A 25,524-nucleotide genomic window follows, 5' to 3' on the forward strand; every position below is an offset into this window, starting at 1 on the left:
CACCGCCGGAACACCATTAACGGTCGAGGACCCCCACCACAAGGTGGGGGTCCTCCCGCATTTAACCCCCCTCTCCGGCAGGGCCGGGACCCCGGCCCCGGAGCCCGGGCCCACGGCCAGCTGCCCCCAAACCGGTCCGGTACACGGCCTGCCATAACAGCGGCCCCAGGGCCCGCTACGAGCGCCCCACATCCCCGGGCAGCCGGCAGGGCATCCAAGGCCGGTGCCGGCGTCGACCCGCCAAGGCATCCCCTCACTGCCCGCCAGGATGCTTCTAAATTCGTCAAGCCGGGTTCTGATAGCGCAGCCAGCGCAGCGAAAGGACAAACCAGCTCCTTAAGTTCCTGGCGTTGTGCAAGTATGAGTCCACTGACCTTGGGGGGTGTCCGGTGATGATCACAGGCAAGTTCAAGTACGCCGCTACGACCACAATGCTGGGGCTGATCTGCGTCCTAACAGCCTGTGGCATGGAGGCGCAGCAGTCCTCGAATGCCCAGTCTTCGCAGTCCCCGCAGCATACGGAATTCGGCTCTATCGAGGAAGCCCGCCGAGCCGTTGCCGATGTCATTGGCTGCGAGGAAGCGCCCAAAACGGCCCCCATCATCAATCCGGAGCTGGCCGGTTACACGGCCGAATACGCCGTCTGTTCAAAACGTGTCCAGGTCGAGTGGTTCAAGACCGAAGAGGCCCGAAATGCTGAGCAGCAGCTGTATGCGGACAGCACCCAGCCTTTAGCCATCGTGGAGGGTAAAAACTGGATGGTCGTGGACATGTCCGAGGCACTTCAGGAGTCTCCGAGCGGTAAGGACCTAAAGGGCCTGGCGCAAGAGCTCGGCGGCCAGTTCAAATCCTTGAATGGTGCCAAGCAGTCTTAGAACACCAAGAGTTAGGCCTCATCAGTACGTGGGAGATTCCCCTCGGAGGCAATACCATGGGTGAGCCACGCCCAAGCCAGGCCACAGCACCAGACTGCCAGCCACTCACAGAGCAGCCGGGTAAAGACTTACAGACCGTGGGACGGGTCAGCAGCGGGCAGCGCCCGGGGTGGCTACCTGGCGGCTCAAAGTACGGCGGCGGGGACCGCGGCGGAACTCGGTGAAACGGCGCCGACGAGGGGGCTTCCGCTCTCGGCGCAATTTGAGGGCGATCGGCGCCCGATTCCAGTGATTTTCCCCAAGAAAGGCCGAAAACACGCGGAATTTGCCACCTCTGAGGCGCCAAGCTGGTAAGTTTTCGAACAGTGGTTTGTACGCATGCCGTGTGCAGGCTCCAAAAATCGTGACCGTCCAGGAGGACATAAATGGCTAAGAACCGTAGTGAACTTGTTGCAGAGGTAGCAGGCAAGGCCGGCACCAGCCAGGCAGCAGTCAACTCCGTGCTCGACGCACTGTTCGAGGTCTTCGAGACCTCCGTCGCCGCGGGCGAGAAGATCACCATCCCGGGCTGGCTCGCCGTAGAGCGCACCGACCGTGCAGCTCGCACCGGCCGCAACCCGCAGACCGGCGAGACCATCCAGATTGCCGCTGGCCACAGCGTCAAGCTGACCGCCGGCTCCAAGCTGAAGGCTGCAGTCGCCAAGAAGAAGTAGTCTTCTTCGCAGGCTTGAAAGGAGCGGCAACCCTCGGGTTGCCGCTCCTTTTGCGTCCCCGGCCAGTCCCCGGCCAGTCCCTAATCGGTCTTAGCCCGGCCGGGCGGCTTTCCCGACCAATCCGCAGTCCTTTGAGGGCCCGGGCCGGCCTGGCGGATCCCCAGAGGCCCAGCCGCCGGGGCCGATTCGCTGAGCTAGGCGGCGTAGCGGACAATGGAGGTGTGCCTTCCGCAGTAAATCCCACGCCCACAACCGCAGCGCCCGTTCCCCCCGGGGACGCACGCGGCCCTGGCTCCGGTCCCGCCGGGATTGCCCGGCCTTGGCTGATCGCAGGCCTTGGCGCGTTGTTTATTGGCCTGGTAGCGGCACTTATCTTCTCCGGCGCAGCAGCCGCCCGCGAGGTCTCAGATCCCGGGGCCCTGGTGCGCTGGGGGCTTCCGGTGAGCAAAGCAATCCACAACGTCGCTGTCGCCACCGTGATCGGCGGCCTGATCTTCGCCGTCGGCATCCTGCCGCGAAACAGGAACGGCTCCCGGTCCAAGGAGCAGGACGCCCCGGAACATCCGGCCTTCACCCGGGCGCTGGCCGTGGCAGCGGCCGCCGGCGCCGTGTGGACGCTGTCCGCGATCACCGTGCTGGTCCTGGGCTACGCGGACATTGCGGGGCAGGGCATCTCCGGGGATCCGGAATTCACCCGCTCCCTCGTGTACTTCATGACGGACATCGAAACCGGACGCGCGTGGCTGGCTGTCGTAATCATCGCCGCCGTCGTTACCACCGCCCTGTTCGGAGTGCGCTCCCGCGGCGGCCTGGCACTGACACTGGTCCTCTCGCTGATCGGTCTGGTTCCCGCTGCCCTGATCGGACACTCCTCCAGCTCCAGCGACCACGAGGGCGCCATCAATTCGCTCGGCCTGCACTTGGTCGGCGTATCGGCCTGGGTGGGCGGCATCATCATGCTCGCGGTCCTCTCCGGGGTCCTGGAGGGCACGGGCGCCGGCGGACGCACCTCGGGGGCAGCTTCGGGGACTGCAGACATTACCGAGCCAACCCTGCGCCGGTTCTCATCCCTGGCCGGCTTTGCCTTCGCGCTGGTCTTCGCCTCAGGCGTGATCAACGCCAGCATCCGCCTCACCACATGGGCAGACCTCTTCGGCTCGGCCTACGGGCAACTGATCCTGGCCAAGACGGCAGCGGTCCTGGTGTTGGGCGGCATCGGGCTCATGCACCGCCGCTGGGTCATCCCGCAGCTGGGCAACCGCGCCATGGGCAGGTCCGCGCGCCGGGTGCTGTGGCAGTTGGTGATCGTGGAGCTGATCATCATGGGAGCGACGTCCGGGATCGCCGTCGCGCTGGGGCGTTCCGCCCCGCCGCAGCCCACCACTTTCGCCCCCGACGCTTCGCCGGCCTTCATCCTCTCGGGCTACGAGCTGCCGCCGGAACTGACCCCGGACCGATGGCTCACTGAGTGGCGGCTCGACTGGCTCTGGATCGCCGTCGTCGTATTTGGCCTGGTGTCCTACCTCCTCGGCGTACGAAGGGTGCTGAAGCGGGGCGACTCGTGGCCCTGGTTCCGGACGGTCAACTGGGTGATCGGACTCATGGTCCTCACCTACGTGACCTCGGGGCCGCCGTCGGTCTATGGCAGGGTGCTGTTTTCGGCGCACATGATGGACCACATGGCCCTGACCATGGTGGCCCCCATATTCCTGGTCCTCGGCGCCCCCGTGACGCTGGCACTGCGGGCGCTGACCCCCCGGCGCGACAGCTCCCGCGGCCCGCGCGAGTGGCTCATGATCTTCATCCACTCCAAGTTCTCGCAACTGGTGACCCACCCGCTGTTCGCGGCCGCCAACTTCGCCGGCTCGATCGTGCTTTTCTACTACTCGGACGCGTTCGGCTACGCGATGCGGGACCACGTGGGCCACGAACTCATGAACCTGCACTTCGCCCTCACCGGCTACATCTTCGTGCTCACCATGATCGGCACCGATCCTTTGCCGCACCGCGCACCGTACCCCATGCGGCTGCTGCTCCTGTTGGCCACCATGGGCTTCCACGCGTTCTTCGGCGTCGCCATCATGGGCGGCACCGGACTGCTGGCCGCCGACTACTTCGGCAACCTGGGGCGGACCTGGGGCCCCGCGGCCCTGCTGGACCAGCAGATGGGCGGTGCCGTGGCGTGGGGGATCGGCGAAGTGCCAACCCTGCTGGTAGCGATCGGAGTCGCCGTGATGTGGTCCCGCTCCGACGCGCGCGAGTCCAAACGCACCGACCGGGCGGCGGACAGGAATAACGACGCCGATCTCACCGCTTACAACGATATGTTTGCCAAGCTGGCCGAGCGCGACGCCAGGCTTGCCGAACGCAATTCAAAGCTGGAAGGACGCTCATGACCGAAACCGTACGCACCCACCTCCGGGTCCGGGCCTCCGAACTGGTGGGCCGCAACTGGCTTAACACCGGTGGCAAGTCCCTGGACCTTGAATCCCTGCGCGGCAAGATCGTGCTGCTGGACTTCTGGACGTTCTGCTGCATCAACTGCCTGCACGTCCTGGACGAACTCCGCCCGCTCGAGCAGCAGTACTCGGATGTCCTCGTGACGGTCGGCGTGCATTCGCCCAAGTTCGAGCACGAGGCCGATCCCGTGGCGCTGGCGGCCGCCGTCGAACGCTATGAGATCCGCCACCCTGTCCTCGACGACCCCGAGCTGGACACCTGGAAGGCCTATACGGCCCGGGCCTGGCCGACCCTGGTGGTCATCGATCCCGAGGGCTACATCGTGGCGCACCTCTCCGGCGAGGGCCACGCGGACGGCCTCGCCGTGCTGATCCCCGAGCTGATCGCCGAACACGAAGCCAGGGGCACCCTGCACCGGGGCGACGGCCCCTATGTGGCGCCGGAACCGACGTCGGGCACGCTGCGCTTCCCGGGCAAGGCCCTGTTCCTGCCCGCCGGCCGCGGCGTCGGAGGCGCCGGCGACGGCTCGTGGCTGGTGACCGACACCGGCCACCACCGGCTCGTGGAACTCTCTACCGACTTTCAGACCGTGCTGGCCACGTACGGCTCCGGCGAAAAGGGCCACGCCGACGGCAACGCCGCCACCGCCCGGTTCAACGAACCGCAGGGCCTGGTGCTGCTGCCCGATGATGTCGCCGCTGACGCCGGTTACGACGTCGTCATTGCCGACTCCGTGAATCACCGGCTCCGCGGGCTGTCCCTCACGGACGGCACCGTCCGGACGCTGGCCGGCAACGGCGTACAGCGGCTGCTGGAAACCGGCCCGGCCCGCGTGGACGAGGAAGGCGCCGCCTACGGTACCCGGCTCGAGGCGGACCCGCTCGCGGTGTCCCTGAGCTCGCCGTGGGACGTCGTCTGGTCCACCAAGCTCAACGCCGTGGTGGTCGCGATGGCGGGAGTGCACCAGATCTTCAGCTTCGACCCGACCTCCGGCGCCGTAAAGATCATCGCCGGCAACGGCCTCGAAGGGCTCCTGGACGGCCCGGCCGCTGAAGCCTGGTTCGCCCAGTCCTCCGGCCTCGCCGAAGACGCGGACGGCAACATCTGGGTGGCTGACTCCGAGACCTCCGCCCTGCGCAAACTCGTGATTGACGACGCGGGCAGCATCACCGTCGAATCGGCGGTGGGCAAAGGCCTGTTCGACTTCGGCTTCCGCGACGGCCCCGCCGCGGAGGCGCGGCTGCAGCACCCGCTCGGCGTCACGGTGCTCCCTGACGGTTCGGTGGCCATCGCGGACACGTACAACGGCGCAGTCCGCCGCTACGACCCCGCAACGGGCACGGTCTCCACGCTGGCCCGCGGACTGTCCGAGCCCTCGGACGTGATTGTGGACCACACCCAGGTCGCCGGATCCGAGCCGTTGCTGGTGGTGGTCGAGGCCAACAAGCACCAGCTCGTGTACGTGCCCATCCCGAAGGAAGCCCAGCAGGTGGACGAGGGTGCGGCGCAGACCCACCGGCCCAAGAGCCCCGTGGCGCCTGGGCCGCTCGAACTGGCGGTCCGCTTCACGGCGCCCACCGGTCAGAAGCTGGACGACCGCTGGGGCGATCCCACCCAGTTGAAGATCTCGTCCACACCCCCCGAACTGCTGGTCTCCGGCGGCGGGACGTCCGTGGGGCTCCTGCGCACCCTGGAGCTTTCCTCCGACGTCCCCGAGGGCGTCCTGCACATCACCGCCCGCGCGGCCGCGTGTGACGGGCCCGAAGACGCCGACGGCGAGATCCCGGACCATGCGGCCTGCCACCTCTACCAGCAGGACTGGGGAATCCCCGTGCTCCTGCAGGCCGACGGAGACACCGAGCTGGTCCTGGACCTGCGCGGAATGGACTGAGCCGCTGCGCCAAGGCTGAGCCGAAGGCTGCTGTCCGTGACCCTGAATCACGGACAGCAGCCTTTTGGCTTTCTTCGGGCCTCCGGCCGCGGAGCCCCGGCGGGTACTAGTAGTCCAGCTGCGGCGTGAGCTTGACGGTGTCGCCGTCGATGTCCAGACGGGTCGTGAAGCTGAAATCGTGGACGGAGTCGATGTCGGACACGGCGCCCGAGAACAGATCCTGTTGGCGGGCCTTGATCCGGGCCTTGCCGTCGAGGGGCGCCACCACCCAGCGGCCGCCGAACGGCTCGATGCTGACGCTCGGGTAGTCCGTGATGCTCCAGTCGATGGTCCCGTCCATCACGCGGTTGTTGGTGGCGTGGTAGAACGGGCAGTTGGGCTGCAGCTTCTGCTGCTTGTCGGCCTCGTCCGCGCAGGAGTCCAGGAACTCCTTGACCTTGCCGCTCACGGCCTCCTTCAGGGCGCCCGTGGCCTCGGTCAGCAGGTTCAGCGGGGCCGGAGGCGCGTCCGCGGCCGACACGGTGGCGCGGGTGGCCGGGGCGGAGAAATACTGGCCGTTCAGGGTCGCCTCGTACTCGCCCGGGTAGAAGACTGCGAAGGAGTTGCGGCCGTTGGGCATGTTCACCGGCACGCCGTTGAGGGTGGCCTCGCTGGAGTTGACCACGGTGACGTCCAGGACGGGCAGCTCAGAGGGGACGAAAGACCATTTGTGGAAGAACAGCCACTCGGTGCCGGAGCGCTCCAACAGGAACTCGGTCCGCAACTTGTTGCCGTCGACTGTGTACTCCATGGGCACCATGACCTGATTGGCACCGCGCTCTTCCGCGGCGCCAAGCTTGACGTCGGAGACGCGTGCCGCCGCGGTTTGTAGGGCCGTGCCGTCGAGCATCGCCGGGTTGCTTTGTGGCACGGAGGCGCGCAACAGGCCCAGCGCCTTTTCGCCATCGCCCTTTTGCAGGGCACTCAAATATTCGCGGACTGGCTGCTGGGGCCCGGCAATGGAGTCGTTCACCAGGTTGATCGACACGATGGCCCCGGCGACGGCAAGCATCAGTCCCAGCAGCCACACTGCTGCGATTTTGACCAACGCCTGACTCATCTGCACCATTCTTACGTTACCTGTACCCCACAGGAATCCCGGTGTCACAGTCCGCATCTGTGACGCGGAGCATGGCTGAAGGCCCCCCGGCCCACGGGCAGGGAACGTTCGGTTGGATGCCGCCGCGGTGATCCCTAGCGGCGGCGGCGTTTGGAGGAAGTGCCGAAGACGCCGCGGAGCAGTTCCCTGCCAAGCTGGGTCCCCAGCGAGCGGGCCATGCTCTGAAGGCCACCGCCCAGGGCCCCTGCGAGTTCGCCGCCAATGCCCCCGCCACCGCCGGCCGGCGGCTGCGCCGGCCGGGGGGCACGCCGCTCGGCCACATTGTCATCGTCGGGCATCCTGGGCGCCGGCGCGGGGCGGCTGCTGGGGCGGCCAAGGATTTCCTCCTCGATCCGCCGGGCTTCGGCGTCGATGGCGCGGGGGTCCAAACCGCCGCCCTGGGCGGATTCCTGGCTGCCGCCGTCCCGGGCGCCGCCGTGGTGTGCGGTCCCGGCCGCCGGCCCGGTGGGGGCAGCGCCTGTGCGGTCACCGCCTTCGGCGGCGATCTTCTCGTACGCCGAGATGTTGTCGACGGCCGTGCCGTACTTGGGCAGCAGGGCGGAAGCGGCGACGGTGCTGGAGATCAGCTCGTCGGTGCTGGGACCCATCACGGACTCCGGGGCGCGGAGCCGGGTCAGCGCCACCGGGGTCGGCGCGCCCTTCTCATTCAGGACTGTGATGACGGCCTCGCCGATGCCGGCGGTAGTGAGGGTCTCCTCGAGGTCGTAGTCGCTGGTCGGGAAGGTGGAGACGGTGGCCCTGAGGGCCTTGGCGTCCTCCGGGGTATAGGCGCGGAGGGCGTGCTGCACGCGGTTTGCCAGCTGGCCGAGGACGTCGGCGGGGACGTCCTTGGGGGTCTGCGTCACGAAGAAAATTCCGACACCTTTGGACCTGATGAGCCGGACGGTGGTGGTGATCGCATCCAGGAAGGCTTTCGAGGCGCCGTTGAACAGCAAGTGGGCCTCATCGAGGAAGAAGACGAGCTTGGGCTTGTCGAGGTCCCCGGCCTCGGGCAGGTCCTCGAAGAGGTCGGCCAGCAGCCACATGAGGAACGTTGAGAAGAGCATGGGCTTGGTCTGCAGCGTCGGAAGCTCCAGGCAGCTCACCACACCGCGGCCGTCCGGCGCGGTACGCAGCAGTTCGGCGGTGTCGAACTCGGGTTCGCCGAAGAACTTCTCCATACCCTGCGCCTCGAGCGTGATCAGTTCGCGCAGGATCACGCCGGCGGTTGCCTTGGAGAGGCCGCCGAGTTCCTCAAGTTCGTCCTTGCCCTCGGCCGAGGTCAGGAATTGGATCACGGCCCGCAGGTCCTTGAGGTCGATCAGCTCCAGGTCTTTCTTGTCCGCGAAATGGAAGACGAGCTGCAGGCTGGATTCCTGGGTCTCGTTCAGGTCCATGATGCGGGAGAGCAGGATGGGGCCGAAGGAGGTGATGGTGGCGCGGACCGGTATGCCCTTGCCGTCGCCGCCGAGGGCCAGGAACTCCACCGGAAAAGTCTTGCCGGACCAGGCCTGGCTGATGCTCTCCGTGCGGGCCAGGAGTTTTTCGGTGCCCGTGGCGGCGGTGGCCAGGCCCGAGAGGTCGCCCTTGATGTCGGCCAGGAACACGGGCACACCGGCGGTGGAAAGCTGTTCGGCCATCATGTGCAGTGTGACGGTCTTGCCCGTGCCTGTCGCCCCGGCCACGAGGCCGTGCCTGTTCATCATCGCGAGCGGCAGCCGGACGGAGGCTTCCTTGTGGAGTTCGCCGTCGACGATCGCCGCGCCGAGTTCGATCGTCGGGCCGTCCAAAGTGTAGCCCTGGACGATCGTGGCGACTTTGTCTGCAGTGGATTTGATGGCCATGCGGTTAGCTTAGCCGGGTCCGGGGTTCCCGGACCCGGCTAGGAGTGGCTTATTCGGCGAGGGCCTTGAGGACCTCCTTGGCCACGTCCTCGCTGGACTGCGGGTTCTGCCCGGTGATGAGGTTTCCGTCCCGCACAACATGAGACGTCCAGGCCGCGCCGTTCTCCACTACCGCGCCCTTCTCCTTCAGGACGTCCTCCACGAACCACGGTGTATTGGGTCCCGTGCCGCCACCCAGCTCCTCCTCATTGGTGAAGACGGTGAGGCGGCGTCCGGCGAAGGTGAACGCGCCGTCGTCGTCCGTGGCGCTCAACAGCCCGGCCGGGCCGTGGCAGAAGGGGGCAATGATCTTGCCGGCCGTGTTGACGGCCGTCAGCAGGCGGCCAAGGTCGGCATCCTGGTACAGGTCGGCCATGGGCCCGTGGCCGCCCGGCATCACGACGGCGTCGTAGGCGGAGGCGTCGACGTCGGCCAGCACCAGCGGGTTGGACAGTTCGGCGTCGAGGGAATCGATGTAGCGGCGGAAGCTATCCGCACGGTCCTGCCCACCGGCGGACCCGGCCGCGAGGCTCACCTCATCCACCGTCGGCTTCTTGCCGCCCGGGGTGGCGATGTGCACGGTGTGGCCCGCGTCGAGAAGGGTCCGGTGGGAGACGACGAGCTCCTCGGCCCAGTACCCGGTGGGGTGTTCGCTGCCGTCGCGCATCGTCAGGGAATCTGCTGCCGAGACAACCATCAGAATATTTTTAGCCATGGTGCTGCTCCTGTTCTGCCGGCAGGGCCGGCGGACGGTGGATAAGGTGAAATATGGGAAGCGGCGCGGTTCAGCGGGTCGCTTCGAGTTCCGCATACGTGGCGTCGTCGAGGACGACGCCGGCGGCGGCCAGGTTCTCTTCAAGATGCTTGACGGAGCCGGTGCCGGGGATCGGCATCATGACGGGGGACCGGCGCAGAAGCCAGGCCAGCGCCACCTGGGAAGTCGTGGCGCCCAGCCGCTTCGCCGCCTCGTCGAGCGGTCCGCCCGGCCGGGCCAGCTCGCCAGCGGAGATCGGCGCCCACGGAATGAAGCCGATGCCGTTCTCCTCGGCGTACTCGAGGACGTCCTCGGAGCTGCGGTCGGTGAGGTTGTAGCGGTTCTGCACCGTGGAGACGGTGAAGTACTTCCCGGCTTCCTCCAGGTCCTCGACGCTGACCTGGGAGAGGCCGAGTGCCTTGACCTTGCCTTCCTTTTGCAGATCGCGAAGCACGGTGAACTGCTCGTCGCGGTCCACCTTGGGGTCGACCCGGTGCAGCTGCAGGAGGTCGAGGGAGTCGACCTTGAGTTTGCGCAGGCTCAGTTCCGTCTGCTGGCGCAGGTATTCGGGCCGGCCGACCGGAACCCAGACGTTGGGGCCGGTGCGGGTGAACCCCACCTTGGTGGCGACCTTGAGGCCGTCCCGGTAGGGATGCAGCGCCTCGGCGAGGATTTCCTCGCTGATGTTGGGGCCGTAAGAGTCTGCGGTGTCAATGAAGTCGACGCCGAGCTCCACGGCGCGGCGCACGACGGCGACCGCGGCGGCGCGGTCTGCCGGCTCGCCCCAGACGCCGTCGCCGACGATCCGCATGGCGCCAAAGCCCAGCCGGTGGACGGTTCCCAGATCCTTGAGGGCGATCGTGGCGGATTTTTCCGGATGCTGTGAATTGTCGTGGCTCATAGGAGAGTGAACATCGTCAGTCTGCTGACTATTCCAAGGCTCCCTAACGGGGCGTCCCCGCCCGTCGATGCGGGGGCGCCTGCAGGCGTGCGTTCCGGGCATTCCGGCGGCAAAACCTGCGCCGTGGCGGAATTACGCCACCGATTAGCGTTTCTGCGATTTTGCCTTAGACTGTGGCATGCCCAACTCGTTCCCGCGCATCGTGCTGGCCTTTGCCGTGACCCTCGGCCTTGTAATGCTGGGCGGAAGCCCCGCTTCGGCCGCTACGACCAGTACCTCGGGACCCGGAATCGATGTGTCTTGGCCGCAATGCGGGAAGACCCTCCCAAAGCAGCCGACCTTCGCGATCGTCGGCGTCAACCATGGCCTGGCCAACAACACGAACCCGTGCCTGGCAAGCCAGCTGGCCTGGGCCAAGACCGCAAAGTCCCCGGCAACGACGGCGCAGCCGAGGGTGGCGCTGTACGTCAACACGGCCAACCCCGCCCGGCAGGGGTCCTGGTGGCCCACGTTGAACACCTACAACGGGGTGAAGGTCACAAACCCCTACGGCAACTGCGCCTTGGGGTCGCTCAAAGCCTGCTCCTATATGTATGGGTGGGCCAAGGCGTCCGACGACGCCAAGCGCCGCGGGGTCAGCAACCCGCAGTCCTACCTCTGGTGGCTGGATGTGGAAACGGAAAACACCTGGCAGACAGACAAAGCCGCCAACGTCGCCGTCCTGGAAGGCATGGCCGCCTACTTCAAGAAGATCGGCGCCCGCGTGGGCCTCTACTCCACCGCCTACCAGTGGGGGGAGATCGCCGGAACCGTGAAGTTCGCCAGCCCGCTGGCAGGTCTGCCGAGCTGGCTCGCTGGAGCGGGATCGGCGGCCGGGGCCAAGGCGAACTGCGCCCGCCCCGGACTCACCCCGAACAGCCGTGTCTCGATGACGCAGTACATCTCCGGAGGCCTTGACTACAACTACTCGTGCCCCTGAGCCGCCTGCAGAAATATCCCGGGGGCCCCCGTCGTTGACCCCAGTGTGCCCGCGCCGGAAACCCGGTGCCACCCAGGACCGCAGTCCAAACTCCGGCCCGCACACTGCTCCGCTACGAAAGGCCGGCTTTTCCGTGACTGTTCCGCTTTCCATTCTTGATCTCGCTACCATCGGCCCGGGCCAGACGGCGGCGGAAAGCTTCGCCGGCAGCGTGGCCATGGCGCAGCTCGCCGAGGACCGGGGTTACCGGCGGATTTGGTACGCCGAGCACCACAACATGTCCGCGATCGCCTCGTCCGCCACGAGTGTGCTGATCGCCCACGTCGCGGCCCACACCTCCAGCATCCGGCTCGGCGCCGGCGGCGTGATGCTGCCCAACCACTCGCCGCTGACCATCGCCGAACAGTTCGGCACGCTTGAGACCCTGCACCCGGGCAGGATCGACCTCGGCCTGGGCCGGGCGCCGGGCAGCGACCAGAACACCATGCGCGCCCTGCGCCGCGATCCGATGTCGGCAGACAGCTTCCCGCAGGACGTCCTGGAGCTGCAGGGCTACCTGAGCGGCCCCACCCGCATCCAGGGCGTGGAGGCCACCCCGGGCAAGGGCACCAACGTGCCGCTGTACATCCTGGGGTCCTCCCTGTTCGGCGCCAGGCTGGCCGCCCAGCTGGGCCTGCCCTATGCGTTCGCCTCGCACTTCGCGCCCAACGCGCTGCAGGATGCGGTGGCGGTCTACCGCCGCGAATTCCGGCCCTCCGCGCAGCTCGAGGCCCCGCACGTGATCGCCGGAGTCAATGTCATTGCCGCCGATTCCGCCGCTGAGGCGCAGGCGATGTTCCAGGCCACCAAGCGGGCCAGGGTTTCCTTGTTCTTCGGCAATGGCCGTGTGTTCAGCGACGACGAGGCGGATATGATCCTGGACTCGCCCCAGGGCCAGCAGATGGCGCAGATGATGAAGTACTCCGCGGTGGGCACCCCCGAGGCCGTCCTGGCGTACCTCGAGGAGTTCACGGCGCACGCCGACGCCGACGAACTGATCGTGGCGCACCAGAGCACCGGGACCGAACCCCGGCTCCGTTCTGTGGAACTTCTGGCCGACGCCGCCCGCCTCGTGCGGGCATAACGACCTGGGGCCTTCCGGGCTACAGTTCCCGGCGGGCGCCCTCGGACGCGGTGACGGGGAAGATGTGCGGGGCCGCGTATCCGGCCCGGGCGAAGTCGCGGGCAACGCCCGCGGCCACCGTTGCGGCGCCGTCGTTGCGGACCAGAGCAATGGCTGCGCCACCGAAACCGCCGCCGGTCATGCGCGCGCCGATGGCGCCCAATCCCTGCGCGCTGGCCACGGCGAGGTCGAGCTCAGGGGTGGAGATCTCGAAGTCGTCGCGCATGGACTCGTGCGATTCGTTGAGGAACGGCCCGATCGCGGCGGGGCCGGAGGTCCGCAGTGCCGTCACGGTGTCGAGCACCCGCTGGTTTTCCGTGATGATGTGCCGGACCCGGCGGTAGGTCTGTCCGTCGAGCTGTGCCGCGGCGCGGGGAAGATCGTCCGGGCCCAGCGCCCGCAGGCTGCCGACGCCCAGGCGGCGGGCGCCGTCCTCGCAGGAACGGCGGCGGCTGGCGTAGCCGCCGTCGGCATGGGAATGGCTGGTGCGGGTGTCGATCACGAGCAGCCCCACCCCGGCACCGGCGAAGCCGAGGGCAACCGGCTCGGTCGACAGGTTCTGGCAATCGAGCAGGATGCCATGATCGGGCTCGCCAAGGAGCGAGGCCGACTGGTCCATGATGCCGGTGGGCGCGCCGACCACCCGATTCTCGGCCAGCTGGCCGATCCGTGCCAGTTCAGGCCTGCCCAGCCCCAAGTCCCAGAGATCGTTCAGGGCCAGGGCCACCGCGCATTCGATTGCGGCGGAGGAGGACAACCCGGCGCCGGCCGGGACATCCGAGGTCAGCGCCAGGTCCAGGCCGGACATCCGGGACGGGACGCCGGAACCGGCTGCTGAACCGGACGCGACGCCGGAACCGGCTGCTGAACCGGACGCGACGTCGGAACCGGCGCCGGCTGCTGCCGCCCGGGACATCGCCCAGGCCACGCCGAGGGGGTACGCGGCCCAGCCGGTGAGGCTATCCGGGTCCAGGCGGTCGAGGCTTACCTCTATGACGCCGGGGAAAGAGCTGCTGGTGACCCGGAGCAGACGGTCTGCGCGGACGCGGGCCGCCACCGTGGTGCGCTTGTCGATCGCGATCGGAAACGCGAAGCCCTCGTTGTAGTCCGTGTGCTCACCGATCAGGTTGACCCGCCCGGGCGCCGACCACAAGCCGTCCGGCGCGCCCCCAAACTCGCTGGAAAAGTACCCACTTTCCCGTTCAAGGACCTCGTTCATGGCTGGGCTGCTTCCTGTTCTGTTGCTGGGAGTTCTGTGCGGAATGGCTCGAGCCCTGGTGTACGCGGTGGCGGCGATGCTGCCTCCATGGCGTCCCGGAGCCGGGCGGCGGCCGTTTCCGGCGGGATGTCCGCGATGAATGCCCCCATCGCGGCTTCCGACCCTGCCAGGTACTTGAGCTTGTCCTCCTCCCGGCGGGGCGAGGTCAGCTGCAGCATGAGCCGGATGTCGTCCCGGTGGGCGTGGACGGGAGCCTGGTGCCACGCCGAAATGTACGGCGTGGGGCTGTCATAGAGGGCATCGACGCCACGCAGGAGCTGGCGGTACAGCAGGGAGAACTCATCGCGTTCCTCGTCGGTCGTGGCGGCGAGGTCCGGGACGTGCCGGTGCGGGAGGATATGCACTTCCAGCGGCCAGCGCGCGGCAAACGGGACAAACGCCGTCCAGTGCTCGCCCTGGAGCAGCACCCGCTCGGATTTCTGCTCGAAGCTGAGGATGTCCTCGAACAGCGCGCCGCCGTAACTTTCGATCGTGCGGACCAGCTGGGCCGTGCGCGGCGTGATGTACGGGTAGGCGTAGATCTGTCCGTGCGGGTGGTGCAGCGTCACGCCGATCGCTTCGCCGCGGTTCTCGAACGGAAAGACCTGTTCGACGCCGGGCAGCGCGGACAGCGCGGCCGTCCGGTCCGCCCAGGCTTCCACGACCGTGCGCATCCGGGACAGGGGCAGGCCCGCCAGGGAGCCGGTGTGTTCCGGGGAGAAGCACACCACTTCGCACCGGCCCACGGACTGCCGGCTGCGCCCCAGCCCCACCCGGGCGAGGTCATCCAGGCCTTCCGGCGCGGCGGCCCCCGCCAGGTCCGGCCCGAAGGAGGGGGACTTGTTTTCGAAGACGGCGACGTCGTAGAGGCTCGGAATCTCCGAGGGATTCTCCGGCGACGCCGGGGCCAGCGGGTCCAGGTGCGAGGGCGGCAGGACCACCCGGTTCTGCCGGGCTGCCGCGATCGAGATCCACTCCCCGGTCAGGGCGTCCTGGCGCATGGTGGCCGTGGGCGGCCGGACCGCCGGCGCGCGGAGATCCTCGCCCCGGTGCGGGGGCAGGGCGGTATCGGCATCATCGAAGTAGATGATGTCCCGGCCGTCGGAGAGCTTGTGGGAGCGTTTCGTAATCTGGCCCATGCTAGGGGTTCCTCACGGGGTGTGCGCTGTTTGCGGCTGGATAGGCGGCTGGATAGGCGGCCGGAGCGGCGGCGGTGGCGCGGCGGACTGCCAGGAGCAGCCCGTGTTCCGGGTTCAGGACCGGCATTGGGAGCCCGGATTCGGCCAGGAAGCGTCCCGAGGCCTCGACGCCGCCCGCAAGCCACGCCGGTGGCGCCGCCTGCAGGAACGCCCGCCGGTCCCCGGCCGCCGGGTAGACCGCTTCCACCCGGTACGCGGTGTCCGGGAGCAGCCCGGGCAGGCAGACCTTCCCCGGGACTTCGGCGAACGACGTCGCCACCGAGACCAGGGCGTAGAGGGCCTCGCCGCCGTCGTGGGACACGACCCCGTGCAGCCGGAGGGCGGGATCGGGCTCGTCGGCCCGCACCATGCGCCCGCTGTGCAGGAGCGGCCGGTACTGCTTGAACAGTGCGATGGCTCGGGCAAGCTCGGTCCGTTCGGCATCGTCGAGGCGCCGGACATCCCATTCGAGGCCGAAGTGGCCGAACATCGCGGTGATCGCCCGGAACGAGAGATCGTGCGTTCGCGCCGTGGTGTGGCTCGTGGTGGGGCCAATGTGCGATCCTACGAGCTCCGGCGGCACCACCACGCCGGTCCAGCGCTGGATGGTCTGCCGTTCCAGGGCATCGTTGCAGTCCGAGGCCCAGATCCGGTCGGTGCGCTCCAGGATGCCGAGATCCACGCGGGCCCCGCCGGAGGAGCAACTTTCAATCTCGACGCCGGGGTGGGCCTTGCGGAGCTCGTCCAGGAGCCGGTAGACGGCCTGAGTCTGGGCGTGCACGGACGGCCGGCCGGCGTGGCCCATCTCGGCCAGGTCCCGGTTCTGGTCCCATTTGAGGTAACTGATCCGGTATTCGCTCAACAGGGCATCGAGCCTGTCGAAGATGTATTGCCAGGCCGCCGGATTGACCAGGTCAAGGACCTGCTGGTGCCGCCATTGCATGGGCAGCCGGCCAGTCAGCCGGCCGGCCGGGCCGGCGATCCAGTCCGGGTGGGCGCGGGCCAGGTCCGAGTCTTCGTTGACCATTTCGGGTTCGACCCAGAGCCCGAATTCCATGCCGTGGCCGGTAACGGCGTCGATCAGCGGCGTCAGGCCCGCGGGCCACAGGCCCTCGTCGACGTACCAGTCGCCGAGGCCGGCGTGATCGTCGCGGCGGCCGCGGAACCAGCCGTCGTCGAGGACGAAGCGTTCCACGCCGAGCCCGGCGGCCGCTTCGGCGAGTTCGAGCAGCGGCTCGAGGCGGTGGTCGAAGTAGACCGCTTCCCAGACGTTGAGCACCACGGGACGGGCTTTGCCGGACCGCACGCCGGGGTGGTGCGGGCGCCCGCGGAACCAGCTGTAGAAGGCATCGCTGATGCCGTCCAGGCCCGCGGCGGAGTAGGCAGCGTACAGCCACGGGGTCTCGTAGCTGGCGTTCGCTTCCACGCTGATCTCGCCGGCGCCGAGCAGTTCCGAGGCGCCCAGGACGGTCCGGCCGTCCGCGGCGGCGTCAACGAAGCTCTCGTGGTTGCCGCTCCAGCCCAGATGCACGGCCCAGACCTGCCCGTGGCGGTTCCCGAATCCGGGGGTGCCGGCCGCGAGCAGGACCGAGGCGTCGTGGCCGGTCCGGCCGTGCCGGCCCGAGCGGACCCATGTGCCTTGGCGCAGCGGCAGGCGCTGGGGGTGGGACTCCCGGCACCAGCGGCCGGTCAGGTCCAGGATTTCTGAGGCGGCGCGGCCCACGGGCAGCACGGCGGCGAGTTCGTCGAGGCTGTACGGGCCGGCGCCGTCGTTGTCGAGCCGGTGCCGGAGCTGGAGCAGGCCGCCGTCGTTGATCCTGATCTCCGTGCGGACGCTGACACCGGCCTCGGGGTCGGCCTGGGTGATGACAGCCGAGCAGTCCGCCCCGCGGGACCGCTCGCCGCTGGACAGCTCAGCACTGGAACGTTCAACACTGACAACACGCAGACGGGCCGAGAACGCCTGGCCGTTCCGGTGGCCGCGGAGGCCGGGGCGCCCGCGCCAGCCGGAGGACGCCTGCGGGATCAGTCCCAGCGTCACCGGGACGTCGAGGGCCGAGTGCGGCACGGCCTGGCCCAACAGCGAAAGATCCGGCAGGGCCGGGCCGAGGTCGGCGCCGAAGTGCAACATGGCGGCCTCGCCCGTGCTGAAGTCGATCAGCAGGGACGTTCCGGAGCGGCGCAGGTACAACGGCTCCACCGGCGGGACGCCCACGGGGGAGCGGGTCTCGGCGGCAAGGGTGAGGTCCGGGTTGTTCACGGCAGCTCCAGGCGTAGTGGTTTGGGTGGGCGGGGGCCGAGCGGTCAGCCTGTGGCTGCTGCGGGGCTGGCTGCGCTGATGCTCCGGGCGTCGCCGGTATGGGCCAGGCGGAGCCGGCCGACGCGCTCGCCGAGGATGCGCCGGGCCTCGCTGCCCAGAAGGTCATCGCTGATGAGTTCGTCAGCGTCCTCCAGGCCGGCGATCGTGCTGATGCCGAGGGTGCCCCACTTGGTGTGGTCCGCCAGCACCACCACCCGCCGGGCCGCGGTGACGAAGGCCCGGTCGGTTTCGGCCTCGAGCACGTTGGGGGTGGTGAACCCTGCGTCGGCGTCGACACCGTGGACGCCGAGGAACAAGACGTCCAGGTGCAGCTGTTTGAGCGAGGAAGTGGCCAGCGGGCCGACGAGGGCGTCCGAGGGTGTGCGCTCGCCGCCGGTCAGGATCACGGTGGACGGAGAGGCGCTCTGGTGGAAGACGTCCGCGATCCGCACCGAGTTGGTGACCACCGTGATGCGCGGGCCGGCGGACAGCAGCTGGGCCAGCGCCCACGTGGTGGTGCCGGCGCTGAGCCCCACCGCCATGCCCTCGCGCACCTGCGCGGCCGCCTCCTGCGCAATCGCCATCTTCTCGTCCTTGAGCTGGGTCACCTTCAGCTCGAAGCCTGGCTCGTGGGTGCCGGCGCCGCCGGGCAACTTGGCCCCGCCGTGGATCTTCTCCACGGCGCCCGCCGCGTCCAGGGCCTCGATGTCCCGCCGCACGGTCATCAGCGAGACGCCGAGCATCTTGGCGAGGTCCGCGACACGGACGATCCGCTCACGCTGGACCTCCGCGAGGATGGCGGAATGGCGGGCTGCGGCTAGCATGTGGAGTCCTTACAGGTTTGAGTGGCTTGACTGGTTTGAGTGGCTGGCGGAGGTGCCGACCAATCGGGCGGCAGCCGAACGGACGACGGCGGCACCGCCGGCCGCGAGGCCGAGCCCGCCGTCGAGTTCGGCGCCGGTGAGCAGATCCACGCCTTCCAGCGGCAGCCGGACGTCGTGGGCGCCGTGGTTGATGCAGAACGTCCAATCCGTCCCGTCCTTGCTGCGCCGGACCACTTCGACGTCGGCCGGCAGGTCCGGGACGAGCGGCTGCACCCTGGCATCAGCGCAGACGACGGCGAGCAGTTCGCCCAGGCCCTCCGGCGCGAGTGACGTGGCGACATAGTAGGAGCGGCCGCTTCCGGCACGGTTACGGGTCACGGCGGGAGAACCGGCGGCCGGTCCCTCTTCCACGGCCGCGAGGACTTCGGCGGTGGTGGCATGCCCCAATTCGTTCCAGCAGCTACCCGCCCCGAAGCTGCTGAGCCGGATGCTTTCGCCGCCGCGCAGCGGGAAAAACTCTTCCATCTTCACGCCCAGCAGTCCGCTGAACGCGCCGGGGTAGCTGCCAAGCCTGATGTGGTCATTTTCGTCCACGATACCGGAGAAATAGGTCACCACGAGGTGGCCGCCGGAGCGCACGTACGCGTCCAGATTCGCGGCCCCGGCATCGCTCACGAGGTACTGCATCGGCGCGACGACGAGCCGGTAGCCGGATAGGTCATCGGTGCCCTGGCGGAAGTCGGTGGGGATGCCGGCGCGGTAGAAGGCATCGTGCCAGCGCCGGGTTTCGGCGATGTTGGAGGCGTCCACGCTCGGGTGCGAGTCCAGTTCCGAGGCCCAGCGGGCGTCAGTGTCGTGGAGGATCGCGACGTCCACCCGGCCGGACGCGCCCGTAACCACCGAGCCGCTGACTTCGGCCAGGCTGCGCAGCGCCTGGCCCAGCTGGACCACTTCGCGCCAAACCTTCGTGTCCGTGCCGGCGTGCGGCAGCAGCCCGGAATGGAACTTTTCGGCGCCGGCCCGCGAGGCCCGCCACTGGAAGAAGAGCGCACCGTCGGCGCCGCGGGCAACATGCTGCAGGGAGTTGCGCAGCATCTCGCCCGGCGCTTTGGCGATGTTGCGCGGCTGCCAGTTCACGGCAGAGGTCGAATGCTCCATGAGCAGCCACGGCTTGCCCTTGGCCCAGCCGCGGGTGAGGTCTGCGGTTGCCGCCAGTTCCTGGAAGTTCCGCGGATCCTCGGCAATCAGGTAGTGGTCGTTGGAGACCACATCCATCTCCTCGGACCAGCGCCAGTAGTCCACGGGCTGGTGCAGGCCCATGTTGAACCCCATGAAGTTGGTGGTCACGGGATGTCCCGAGTGCGTGCGGATGATCGCGGCCTCGGCCTTGTAGCATTCGAGCAGCTCATCGGAGGAGTAGCGGGCGAAGTCCAGTTGCTGGGTCGGGTTCACCCATGTACCGGAGGTGCGCGGCGGCAGGATCTGCTCCCAGGCCGAGTAGCGCTGGGACCAGAAGGCGGTGCCCCACGCGGCATTGAGGGCCTCCAGGCTGCCGTACCGGCGTTCGAGCCAGCGCCGGAAACCCGCGGCGGCACCGTCCGAGAAATCAGGCTGGTTGTGGCAGCCGTACTCGTTGTGGACATGCCACATCACGATGGCGGGGTGATCCTTGTACCGGGTGGCGATCTGCTCGGTCAGGGCCGCGGCGGCCCGGCGGTATTCGGCACTCGACGCCGCGAAGGCCTGCCGGGAACCGTAGCTGTGCCGCACGCCGTCGGCTGTCACGGGCAGGGACTCGGGGTACTTGTGGCTGAACCAGGGCGGCGGCGACGCCGTGGCGTTCGCCAGGTCCACCCGGATGCCGTTGGCGTGCAGCAGGTCCAGGACCCGGTCCAGCCAGCCGAACTCGTAGACGCCCTCGGACGGCTCAAGCAGGGACCAGCTGAAGATGCCCACGCTGACCAGGTTGACGCCGGCCTCGCGCATCAGCCGGACGTCCTCGTCCCAGGTCTCCTCGGGCCACTGTTCCGGGTTGTAGTCTCCGCCGAATGCCAGCATCGGGGAGCCTTCGGAGCCGAGGCGGGCGGTGATGTAGTCCATGGCGTTGTTGTGGTTGGAGCTGTTGTCCACGTTTATCCTTTGCTGGAGCCGAGGGTCAGGCCCGCCACGAAGTGGCGCTGCAGGAGCAGGTAGATGATCAGGGCCGGAACGGCCGTGATCATGGCGCCGGCGGCGATCAGGTTGTAGTTGGAGAGGAACTGGCCCTGGAGGTTGTTGATCGCGGTGGTGACCGGGAGCCGGTCTCCGCTTTGGATGAAGAGCAGGGGCCAGAAGAAGTCGTTGTAAATGAAGATCACCTCGAGCGTGCCCATGGCGGCCAGGGCCGGGCGGCACAGGGGCAGGATGATGTCCCAGTACTGGCGCCAGACGCCGGCACCGTCAACCAGGGCCGCCTCGGTCAGCTCGGGGGACAGGGCCTTCATGTAGTTCGAGAGGACGAACGTCACGAAGCCGATCTGGAAGGCGGTGTCCACGGCGATCACGCTGATGTAGGTGTTGAGCAGGTTCCCGGAATCGCTGATGGCGTAGGGAAGCTCGAAGTGCTTGAACATTTCAAAGAGCGGCGCCGCGAGCACCTGCGGCGGCAGCAGGTTTCCGGCGGTGAACATGATCAGCAGGGTGATGTTGAACTTCCAGCTCACCCGGCTCACGGCGAACGCCATCATGGAGGCGAAGAAGAGGATCAGGAACACCGAGGGGACCGTGATGAGCACGGAGTTCCAGAACAGCTGGGAAAAGCCGCCCTGTGTCCAGGCCTGGGCGAAGTTGTCGAAGTTGAAGGCGCCGCCGGTGCTGAAGTAGCCGTATTTGTCGGTGTCAGCTTTGGGCCGCAGGGCAGTGAAAATGGCCCAGGCCAGGGGTACGAGCCAGATCGCCGCCATGACGATGAGGAAGACGTGGGTGCCGTAGTGCTTCTTGCCCTGCTTGTTGTTGGCCGGGCGGCCGGGGCGGGGGCCAGTCCTGCCTGGGCCGGAGCTGCGCTGCCGGGCGTCTGCCGGGCTGCCGGCCGCGGCGGCATCGGTTGGATGGGCGATGCTCATGCCTCTTTGTCCTTTCCGAATGCGCGGGAGAGGTAAAACGTGATGGGGATCAGCGAGATGACGAGCAGGATGACGGCCAGTGCCGAGCCGATGCCGATCACCTGCCCTTCGCCCACCAGGTTCTGGATGACCAGGGCGCTGATCAGTTCCAGCCCGTTGGTGCCGCGGTTGATCACGTAGACGATGTCGAACGCCCGGAGGGATTCGATGACGGTGATGACGATGATGATGACGTTCACCGGGCGCATGGCCGGAAAGACCACCTGGAAGAAGGTCTGGACCGCGTTGGCGCCGTCGATCTGGGCCGCCTCGCGCAGGGTCGGATCCACGCCCTTGAGCCCGGCCAGGTACAGGATCATGACGTAGCCGGCGTGCCGCCAGGTGGCGGCGAAGAGGGCTGCCCAGATGTTGACGCTGGAATCCCCGAACCAGTCGACGGCCTGGGGCGTGCCGGCGGTGCCAAGCAGGAAGTTCAGGAGGCCGCTGTCCCGGTTGTAGAACAGCTGCCAGATGATCCCGATCAGGGCCAGGGAGAGCATCACCGGGGCGAAGAAGATGCTCTGGTAGATCCGCGTGCCGCGGATGTTCTGGTCCAGGAGCACGGCCAGGAGCAGCCCCAGCGGGGTGGCGACGAGTGCCAGGAACGCCAGCCACAGCACGTTGTGCTGCATGGCCGGCCAAAACGGCGGGTAATCCTGGGCGATGAACTGGTAGTTCTCGACGCCGGCGGGCTTGATGTCGGTCAGCTCCAGCCCGTTCCAGCGGGTGAAGGACAGTCCGACCGACATGAGGGTGGGGATCCAGACCAGTACGAGCTGGATCAGCGTGGGGATGCCCACCATCAAGCCGAGCACCACTTTGTCGCGGCCGGACAGCCGCCGAACCCGCCGCGCGGGGGCTGCGGCTGCTTTGCGCCCCCGCGCCGACGGGTTGGTAGAGACACTCATGGAGATTCCTTGCCTTGTGAAATTCAGAGCGAAATGCAGAGGAAAGAGCCGTGCTGACCGCGCGGTCACCCGCGCGGTCAGCACGGCGCTACTGGGCGGCGTACAGGGACTTGGCCTGGGCTTCCAGGTTCTTCACATCGACGTTGCCGTCCTTGATGAACGACTGGAGCGCCGGGATCATCACGTTGTTGGCCATGGCGGGCAGGGCATCGCGGTCGAAGAACTGGCTGATGTTCTTGGCGCCGCTGATGGCCTCGGCCAGCTTCTTGTTCAGCGGAGTGAACTTGGAGGTATCGGCGCCCTTGGCGGTGGCGATGTTGGACGAGTCGACCGAGGCGTACACATCCTGTCCTTCCGGGGTGCCGACGTAGGCCAGGAAGTCCCGGGCGGCCTGGTTCTGGCCGCCCTTCTTGGAGAGCAGCAGGCCGTCGATGGGTGCCTCGATGGCATCCTGGCCTTCCACCGCGACCTCGGGGAACGGGAAGAAGTCGATGTCGTCGGCGATTGCCTTGTCCGTGAACTGCTGGGTGAGGAAGGAGCCGAGCAGGTACATGCCGGATTTCTTGTCCGCGAGGGACTTCGCCGAGTCCTGCCAGGTCATGCCCAGGGCGTTCGGGTTCTGGAACGGGAGCAGGGCCTTCCAGGTGTCGAAGACGTCGCTGACCTTCTTCTGGTCCCAGCTTTCCCGGTGCGCGGTGAGGTCCATGTGGAACTGGTAGCCGTTCAGGCGCATGTTCAGGTAGTCGAACGTGCCCATGGCGGGCCAGCCGTCCTTGTCCGCGAATTCAATCGGGATCAGGCCGTCGGCCTTCATCTTGGTGGCGAGGGTCTTCAGCTCATCGAACGTCGTGGGGACGGTGTACCCCTTTTCCGTCCAGAGGCTCTTGCGGTAGAAGAAGCCCCAGGGGTAGTTGTAGTTCGGGATCAGATACATCTTGCCGTCGGCTCCGGTCGAGGCCTTTTTCAGGGCATCGGAGTAGTTTCCGCCGACCTTTTCCCAGACGTCATCGATCGGGGCGAGCAGCCCCTTGCCGGCGTAGTACTGCATGCGGTACCCGGCGAACCAGGTGAAAGAATCGTCGGGGCTGCCCTGGAGGTAGGTGTTGATCTTGTTCTGGAAGTCGTTGTGCGCCACCACGTTGGTGGTGACCGCGATGCCGGACTTCTTCTGGAAAGCGTCGGTCACCGCCTTGTAGGCAGCCTTGGGGACCTCGTCGGAGGACCCGGAACCGAACGTGGCCGTCTTGGCGCCGCCGCTGGCAGGTGCGCTGCCGCCCGTGCAGGCCGAGAGCAGGGGAATGCCGGCCATCGCGACCGCTCCGGCGCCGAAGGTCTTCAGCAGCGTCCTCCGGTCCCACCCGCCTCGGCTGGAGGCCCGGAGCAGTGCGTCTTCATGCATGGTCATAATTTCTCCTTTGAAATAACGCGGGTGGAGTGAAGCAGCTCACATCATTAGCTATCATAATCGCACAATAAGGAACGTCAAGTAGCAAAAAAGAACATTTTGATGCGCATGGCCGGACTCGTCCGTTGACTTAGGGCGGGACCGCTCTTAGCGTTAAGCCCCTCAGGGTGCCGATGTGGTCCGCCGGTTGGCGGTGGCGCCCGGAACCGCGGATACATGGCGAAAACCCAGGTGCACCCATGAAGATCAAGTCCACAGCCGCCGCCACGCTGCTCGTCCTGCTGTTCCTGGGAGGATTGCTCGGCGGCCCTTCCGCGTCCGCGCCGGCGTCGTCCGAGGGCGCCACGTATTACGTGAGCGCCGACGGCAGTGACGCCAACGACGGGACGTCGCCGCAATCAGCCTGGGCGACGCTCGACAAGGTCAATGCCACTGCGCTTCGGCCCGGGGACTCGGTCAGCTTTCGCCGCGGAGACATCTTCTCCGGCGGCCTTGTTGTCGGCCAGAGCGGCACCAGCCGGCTCAAGGTCACGCTGAATGCCTATGGAAGCGGCGATCCGCCCGCTGTTACGGGCGGACTGGCAGGAACGTGCGTCAGGCTCGACGGCGACTACATCGCCGTTGACGGCCTGCGGGCGGAGTCGTGCGGCTATGCGGGCTTCAGTATCTACGGCGACCACGGCACCGTGCGGAACTCCGCCGCCAGGAACAATGCCGCGGGCATCAAAGTGAGCGAGGGCTCCGACTTCGGCACCTATACCAACAACACTCTTGCCGACAACAACATCATGAACGTCAATACGCCGGGGGAGCTGTGCGGCACCGCCACGGCCCTGAAGTGCGATGACGACTCGGGCGCCTTTGGCTTCCTGATCAACGGCAGCGACAACGAGTTCGCCGGCAATACCGTCACCGGCTCCACCGCATTGTCCTACGACTTTGGCCACGACGGCAGCGCGTTCGAAATTTTCAACGGCAACCGGAACAGGATCCACCACAACGTGGCCGTGGATAACAACGTCTTCTCCGAACTGGGGCGCGGCAAGGGGGGAACTGCCGACGGCAACACGTACAGCTACAACCTGGTCCGGTCCACCTGCGGCCCCAACTGCTCCCAGGCCATGGGGCTGATCGCGCGCGGCAGGACGTCCTCCTTCGGCCCGACCAACGGCACCACGTTCGAATACAACACCGTGTGGCTGGACGGCGCGGACTCCCAGGCTCTGGTCTGCCACGCGTCGTGCCCGGCCTCCACCGTCGTCAGGGGAAACATCCTGGTGGCCGCCCGCAACGCGCTGTGGATGGACGGCGCCGGCTGGACCGAGCGGGAAAACGTCCTCAACGGGCCCACGAACATCAGTCCCAATGCCACCTCCACTACCGAGCCGGCCGACTTTGTCAACGCACCCGCCGATCTCCACCTCTCCGGCGCGAGCCCGGCCATTGACCGGGCCGGGGTCAGCCCCTTCCCCCTGGATCTGGACGGGCGGCCGGCCAACCAGAAGGGCGACTGCCAGGGCGGCGGCGCGGCCGATGCGGGGACCTACGAATACAGGCCAGCCGGCTGCTGAAACGCAACGGCCCGGCGGCGCAGCAAGGAACCAGCACTGGTGCCAGGGTGTCCGGGCGGCCCGGCGGATGTTACACAGTCGCAACTGCCGGGACACCCATGCGAAATCGTCCCGGGGTCATACTTGAAGTGCGTCCTCCCGGGGACGATTCGCATGCAGGCATTGGGGACTACTCGAAGGACCGC

19 protein-coding genes are annotated in these 25,524 nt (G+C 67.5%); 7 read left to right on the plus strand and 12 right to left on the minus strand.

Annotated features, from left to right (window positions below):
• The first annotated feature begins 392 nt into the window (after window positions 1-392).
• From AC1DGD_RS14725 to AC1DGD_RS14740, 4 genes are all read left to right on the plus strand, one after another.
• The gene (locus tag AC1DGD_RS14725) at window positions 393-875 is read left to right on the plus strand and encodes a hypothetical protein (RefSeq protein WP_476857284.1); all 483 of its coding nucleotides are present in this window, start codon (window positions 393-395) and stop codon (window positions 873-875) included.
• Window positions 876-1,300: 425 nt separating this feature from the next.
• Entirely contained in the window at window positions 1,301-1,588 is a 288-nt protein-coding gene (locus AC1DGD_RS14730; RefSeq protein ID WP_011776355.1) for an HU family DNA-binding protein, read from the plus strand.
• Window positions 1,589-1,809: 221 nt separating this feature from the next.
• Window positions 1,810-3,984 (plus strand): bifunctional copper resistance protein CopD/cytochrome c oxidase assembly protein, encoded by a 2,175-nt coding sequence (locus tag AC1DGD_RS14735; protein WP_476857285.1) that lies wholly within the window; start codon window positions 1,810-1,812, stop codon window positions 3,982-3,984.
• Window positions 3,981-5,939: an NHL domain-containing thioredoxin family protein gene (locus AC1DGD_RS14740; RefSeq protein WP_476857286.1), complete on the plus strand. Its 1,959-nt coding sequence runs from the start codon at window positions 3,981-3,983 to the stop codon at window positions 5,937-5,939. Before AC1DGD_RS14735 ends, AC1DGD_RS14740 begins: the two co-directional genes overlap by 4 nt.
• Window positions 5,940-6,045: 106 nt before the next feature.
• On the opposite strand, the gene AC1DGD_RS14745 is transcribed toward AC1DGD_RS14740, so the two are convergent.
• From AC1DGD_RS14745 to AC1DGD_RS14760, 4 genes are all read right to left on the minus strand, one after another.
• Window positions 6,046-7,038 (minus strand): hypothetical protein, encoded by a 993-nt coding sequence (locus AC1DGD_RS14745; protein ID WP_476857287.1) that lies wholly within the window; start codon window positions 7,036-7,038, stop codon window positions 6,046-6,048.
• Window positions 7,039-7,172: 134 nt separating this feature from the next.
• Window positions 7,173-8,921 carry a helicase HerA-like domain-containing protein gene (locus AC1DGD_RS14750; protein ID WP_476857288.1) on the minus strand — a complete coding sequence of 583 codons (1,749 nt, stop codon included), beginning with the start codon at window positions 8,919-8,921 and terminating at the stop codon, window positions 7,173-7,175.
• Between the two features lie 49 nt (window positions 8,922-8,970).
• Window positions 8,971-9,675, minus strand: a complete 705-nt coding sequence (locus AC1DGD_RS14755; protein WP_476857289.1) for a type 1 glutamine amidotransferase domain-containing protein — start codon at window positions 9,673-9,675, stop codon at window positions 8,971-8,973.
• Between the two features lie 70 nt (window positions 9,676-9,745).
• Window positions 9,746-10,615 carry an aldo/keto reductase gene (locus AC1DGD_RS14760; protein WP_476857290.1) on the minus strand — a complete coding sequence of 290 codons (870 nt, stop codon included), beginning with the start codon at window positions 10,613-10,615 and terminating at the stop codon, window positions 9,746-9,748.
• Window positions 10,616-10,793: 178 nt separating this feature from the next.
• Here AC1DGD_RS14760 and AC1DGD_RS14765 point away from each other — a divergent pair, with 178 nt between their 5' ends.
• Window positions 10,794-11,594 carry a glycoside hydrolase family 25 domain-containing protein gene (locus AC1DGD_RS14765; RefSeq protein ID WP_476857291.1) on the plus strand — a complete coding sequence of 267 codons (801 nt, stop codon included), beginning with the start codon at window positions 10,794-10,796 and terminating at the stop codon, window positions 11,592-11,594.
• Window positions 11,595-11,727: 133 nt separating this feature from the next.
• Entirely contained in the window at window positions 11,728-12,717 is a 990-nt protein-coding gene (locus tag AC1DGD_RS14770) for an LLM class flavin-dependent oxidoreductase (protein ID WP_028278201.1), read from the plus strand.
• Between the two features lie 19 nt (window positions 12,718-12,736).
• On the opposite strand, the gene galK is transcribed toward AC1DGD_RS14770, so the two are convergent.
• From galK to AC1DGD_RS14810, 8 genes are all read right to left on the minus strand, one after another.
• Window positions 12,737-13,975: a galactokinase gene (gene galK / locus AC1DGD_RS14775; protein ID WP_476857292.1), complete on the minus strand. Its 1,239-nt coding sequence runs from the start codon at window positions 13,973-13,975 to the stop codon at window positions 12,737-12,739.
• On the minus strand, window positions 13,972-15,153 hold the full coding sequence (gene galT / locus AC1DGD_RS14780; RefSeq protein WP_476850788.1) for a galactose-1-phosphate uridylyltransferase: 1,182 nt from the start codon (window positions 15,151-15,153) through the stop codon (window positions 13,972-13,974). The genes galK and galT overlap by 4 nt, the downstream gene beginning before the upstream one ends.
• Window position 15,154: 1 nt before the next feature.
• Window positions 15,155-17,392: an alpha-galactosidase gene (locus tag AC1DGD_RS14785; RefSeq protein WP_476857341.1), complete on the minus strand. Its 2,238-nt coding sequence runs from the start codon at window positions 17,390-17,392 to the stop codon at window positions 15,155-15,157.
• A 104-nt stretch (window positions 17,393-17,496) separates the two neighbouring features.
• Entirely contained in the window at window positions 17,497-18,315 is an 819-nt protein-coding gene (locus AC1DGD_RS14790) for a DeoR/GlpR family DNA-binding transcription regulator (protein ID WP_079550600.1), read from the minus strand.
• 9 nt (window positions 18,316-18,324) lie between these two features.
• Complete coding sequence (locus tag AC1DGD_RS14795; RefSeq protein ID WP_476857293.1) at window positions 18,325-20,445, minus strand: beta-galactosidase; 2,121 nt, start codon at window positions 20,443-20,445, stop codon at window positions 18,325-18,327.
• A gap of 2 nt (window positions 20,446-20,447) precedes the next feature.
• A complete protein-coding gene (locus AC1DGD_RS14800; RefSeq protein WP_476850786.1) occupies window positions 20,448-21,416 on the minus strand; it encodes a carbohydrate ABC transporter permease in 969 nt (322 codons plus the stop codon).
• Window positions 21,413-22,363 carry a carbohydrate ABC transporter permease gene (locus tag AC1DGD_RS14805; RefSeq protein WP_028278192.1) on the minus strand — a complete coding sequence of 317 codons (951 nt, stop codon included), beginning with the start codon at window positions 22,361-22,363 and terminating at the stop codon, window positions 21,413-21,415. Before AC1DGD_RS14805 ends, AC1DGD_RS14800 begins: the two co-directional genes overlap by 4 nt.
• Window positions 22,364-22,451: 88 nt before the next feature.
• A complete protein-coding gene (locus AC1DGD_RS14810) occupies window positions 22,452-23,768 on the minus strand; it encodes an ABC transporter substrate-binding protein (RefSeq protein ID WP_476857294.1) in 1,317 nt (438 codons plus the stop codon).
• 239 nt (window positions 23,769-24,007) lie between these two features.
• Here AC1DGD_RS14810 and AC1DGD_RS14815 point away from each other — a divergent pair, with 239 nt between their 5' ends.
• Window positions 24,008-25,339, plus strand: a complete 1,332-nt coding sequence (locus AC1DGD_RS14815; protein WP_223915113.1) for a right-handed parallel beta-helix repeat-containing protein — start codon at window positions 24,008-24,010, stop codon at window positions 25,337-25,339.
• The last annotated feature ends 185 nt before the right edge of the window (window positions 25,340-25,524 follow it).

Source organism: Arthrobacter sp. 05T45, assembly GCF_056395875.1.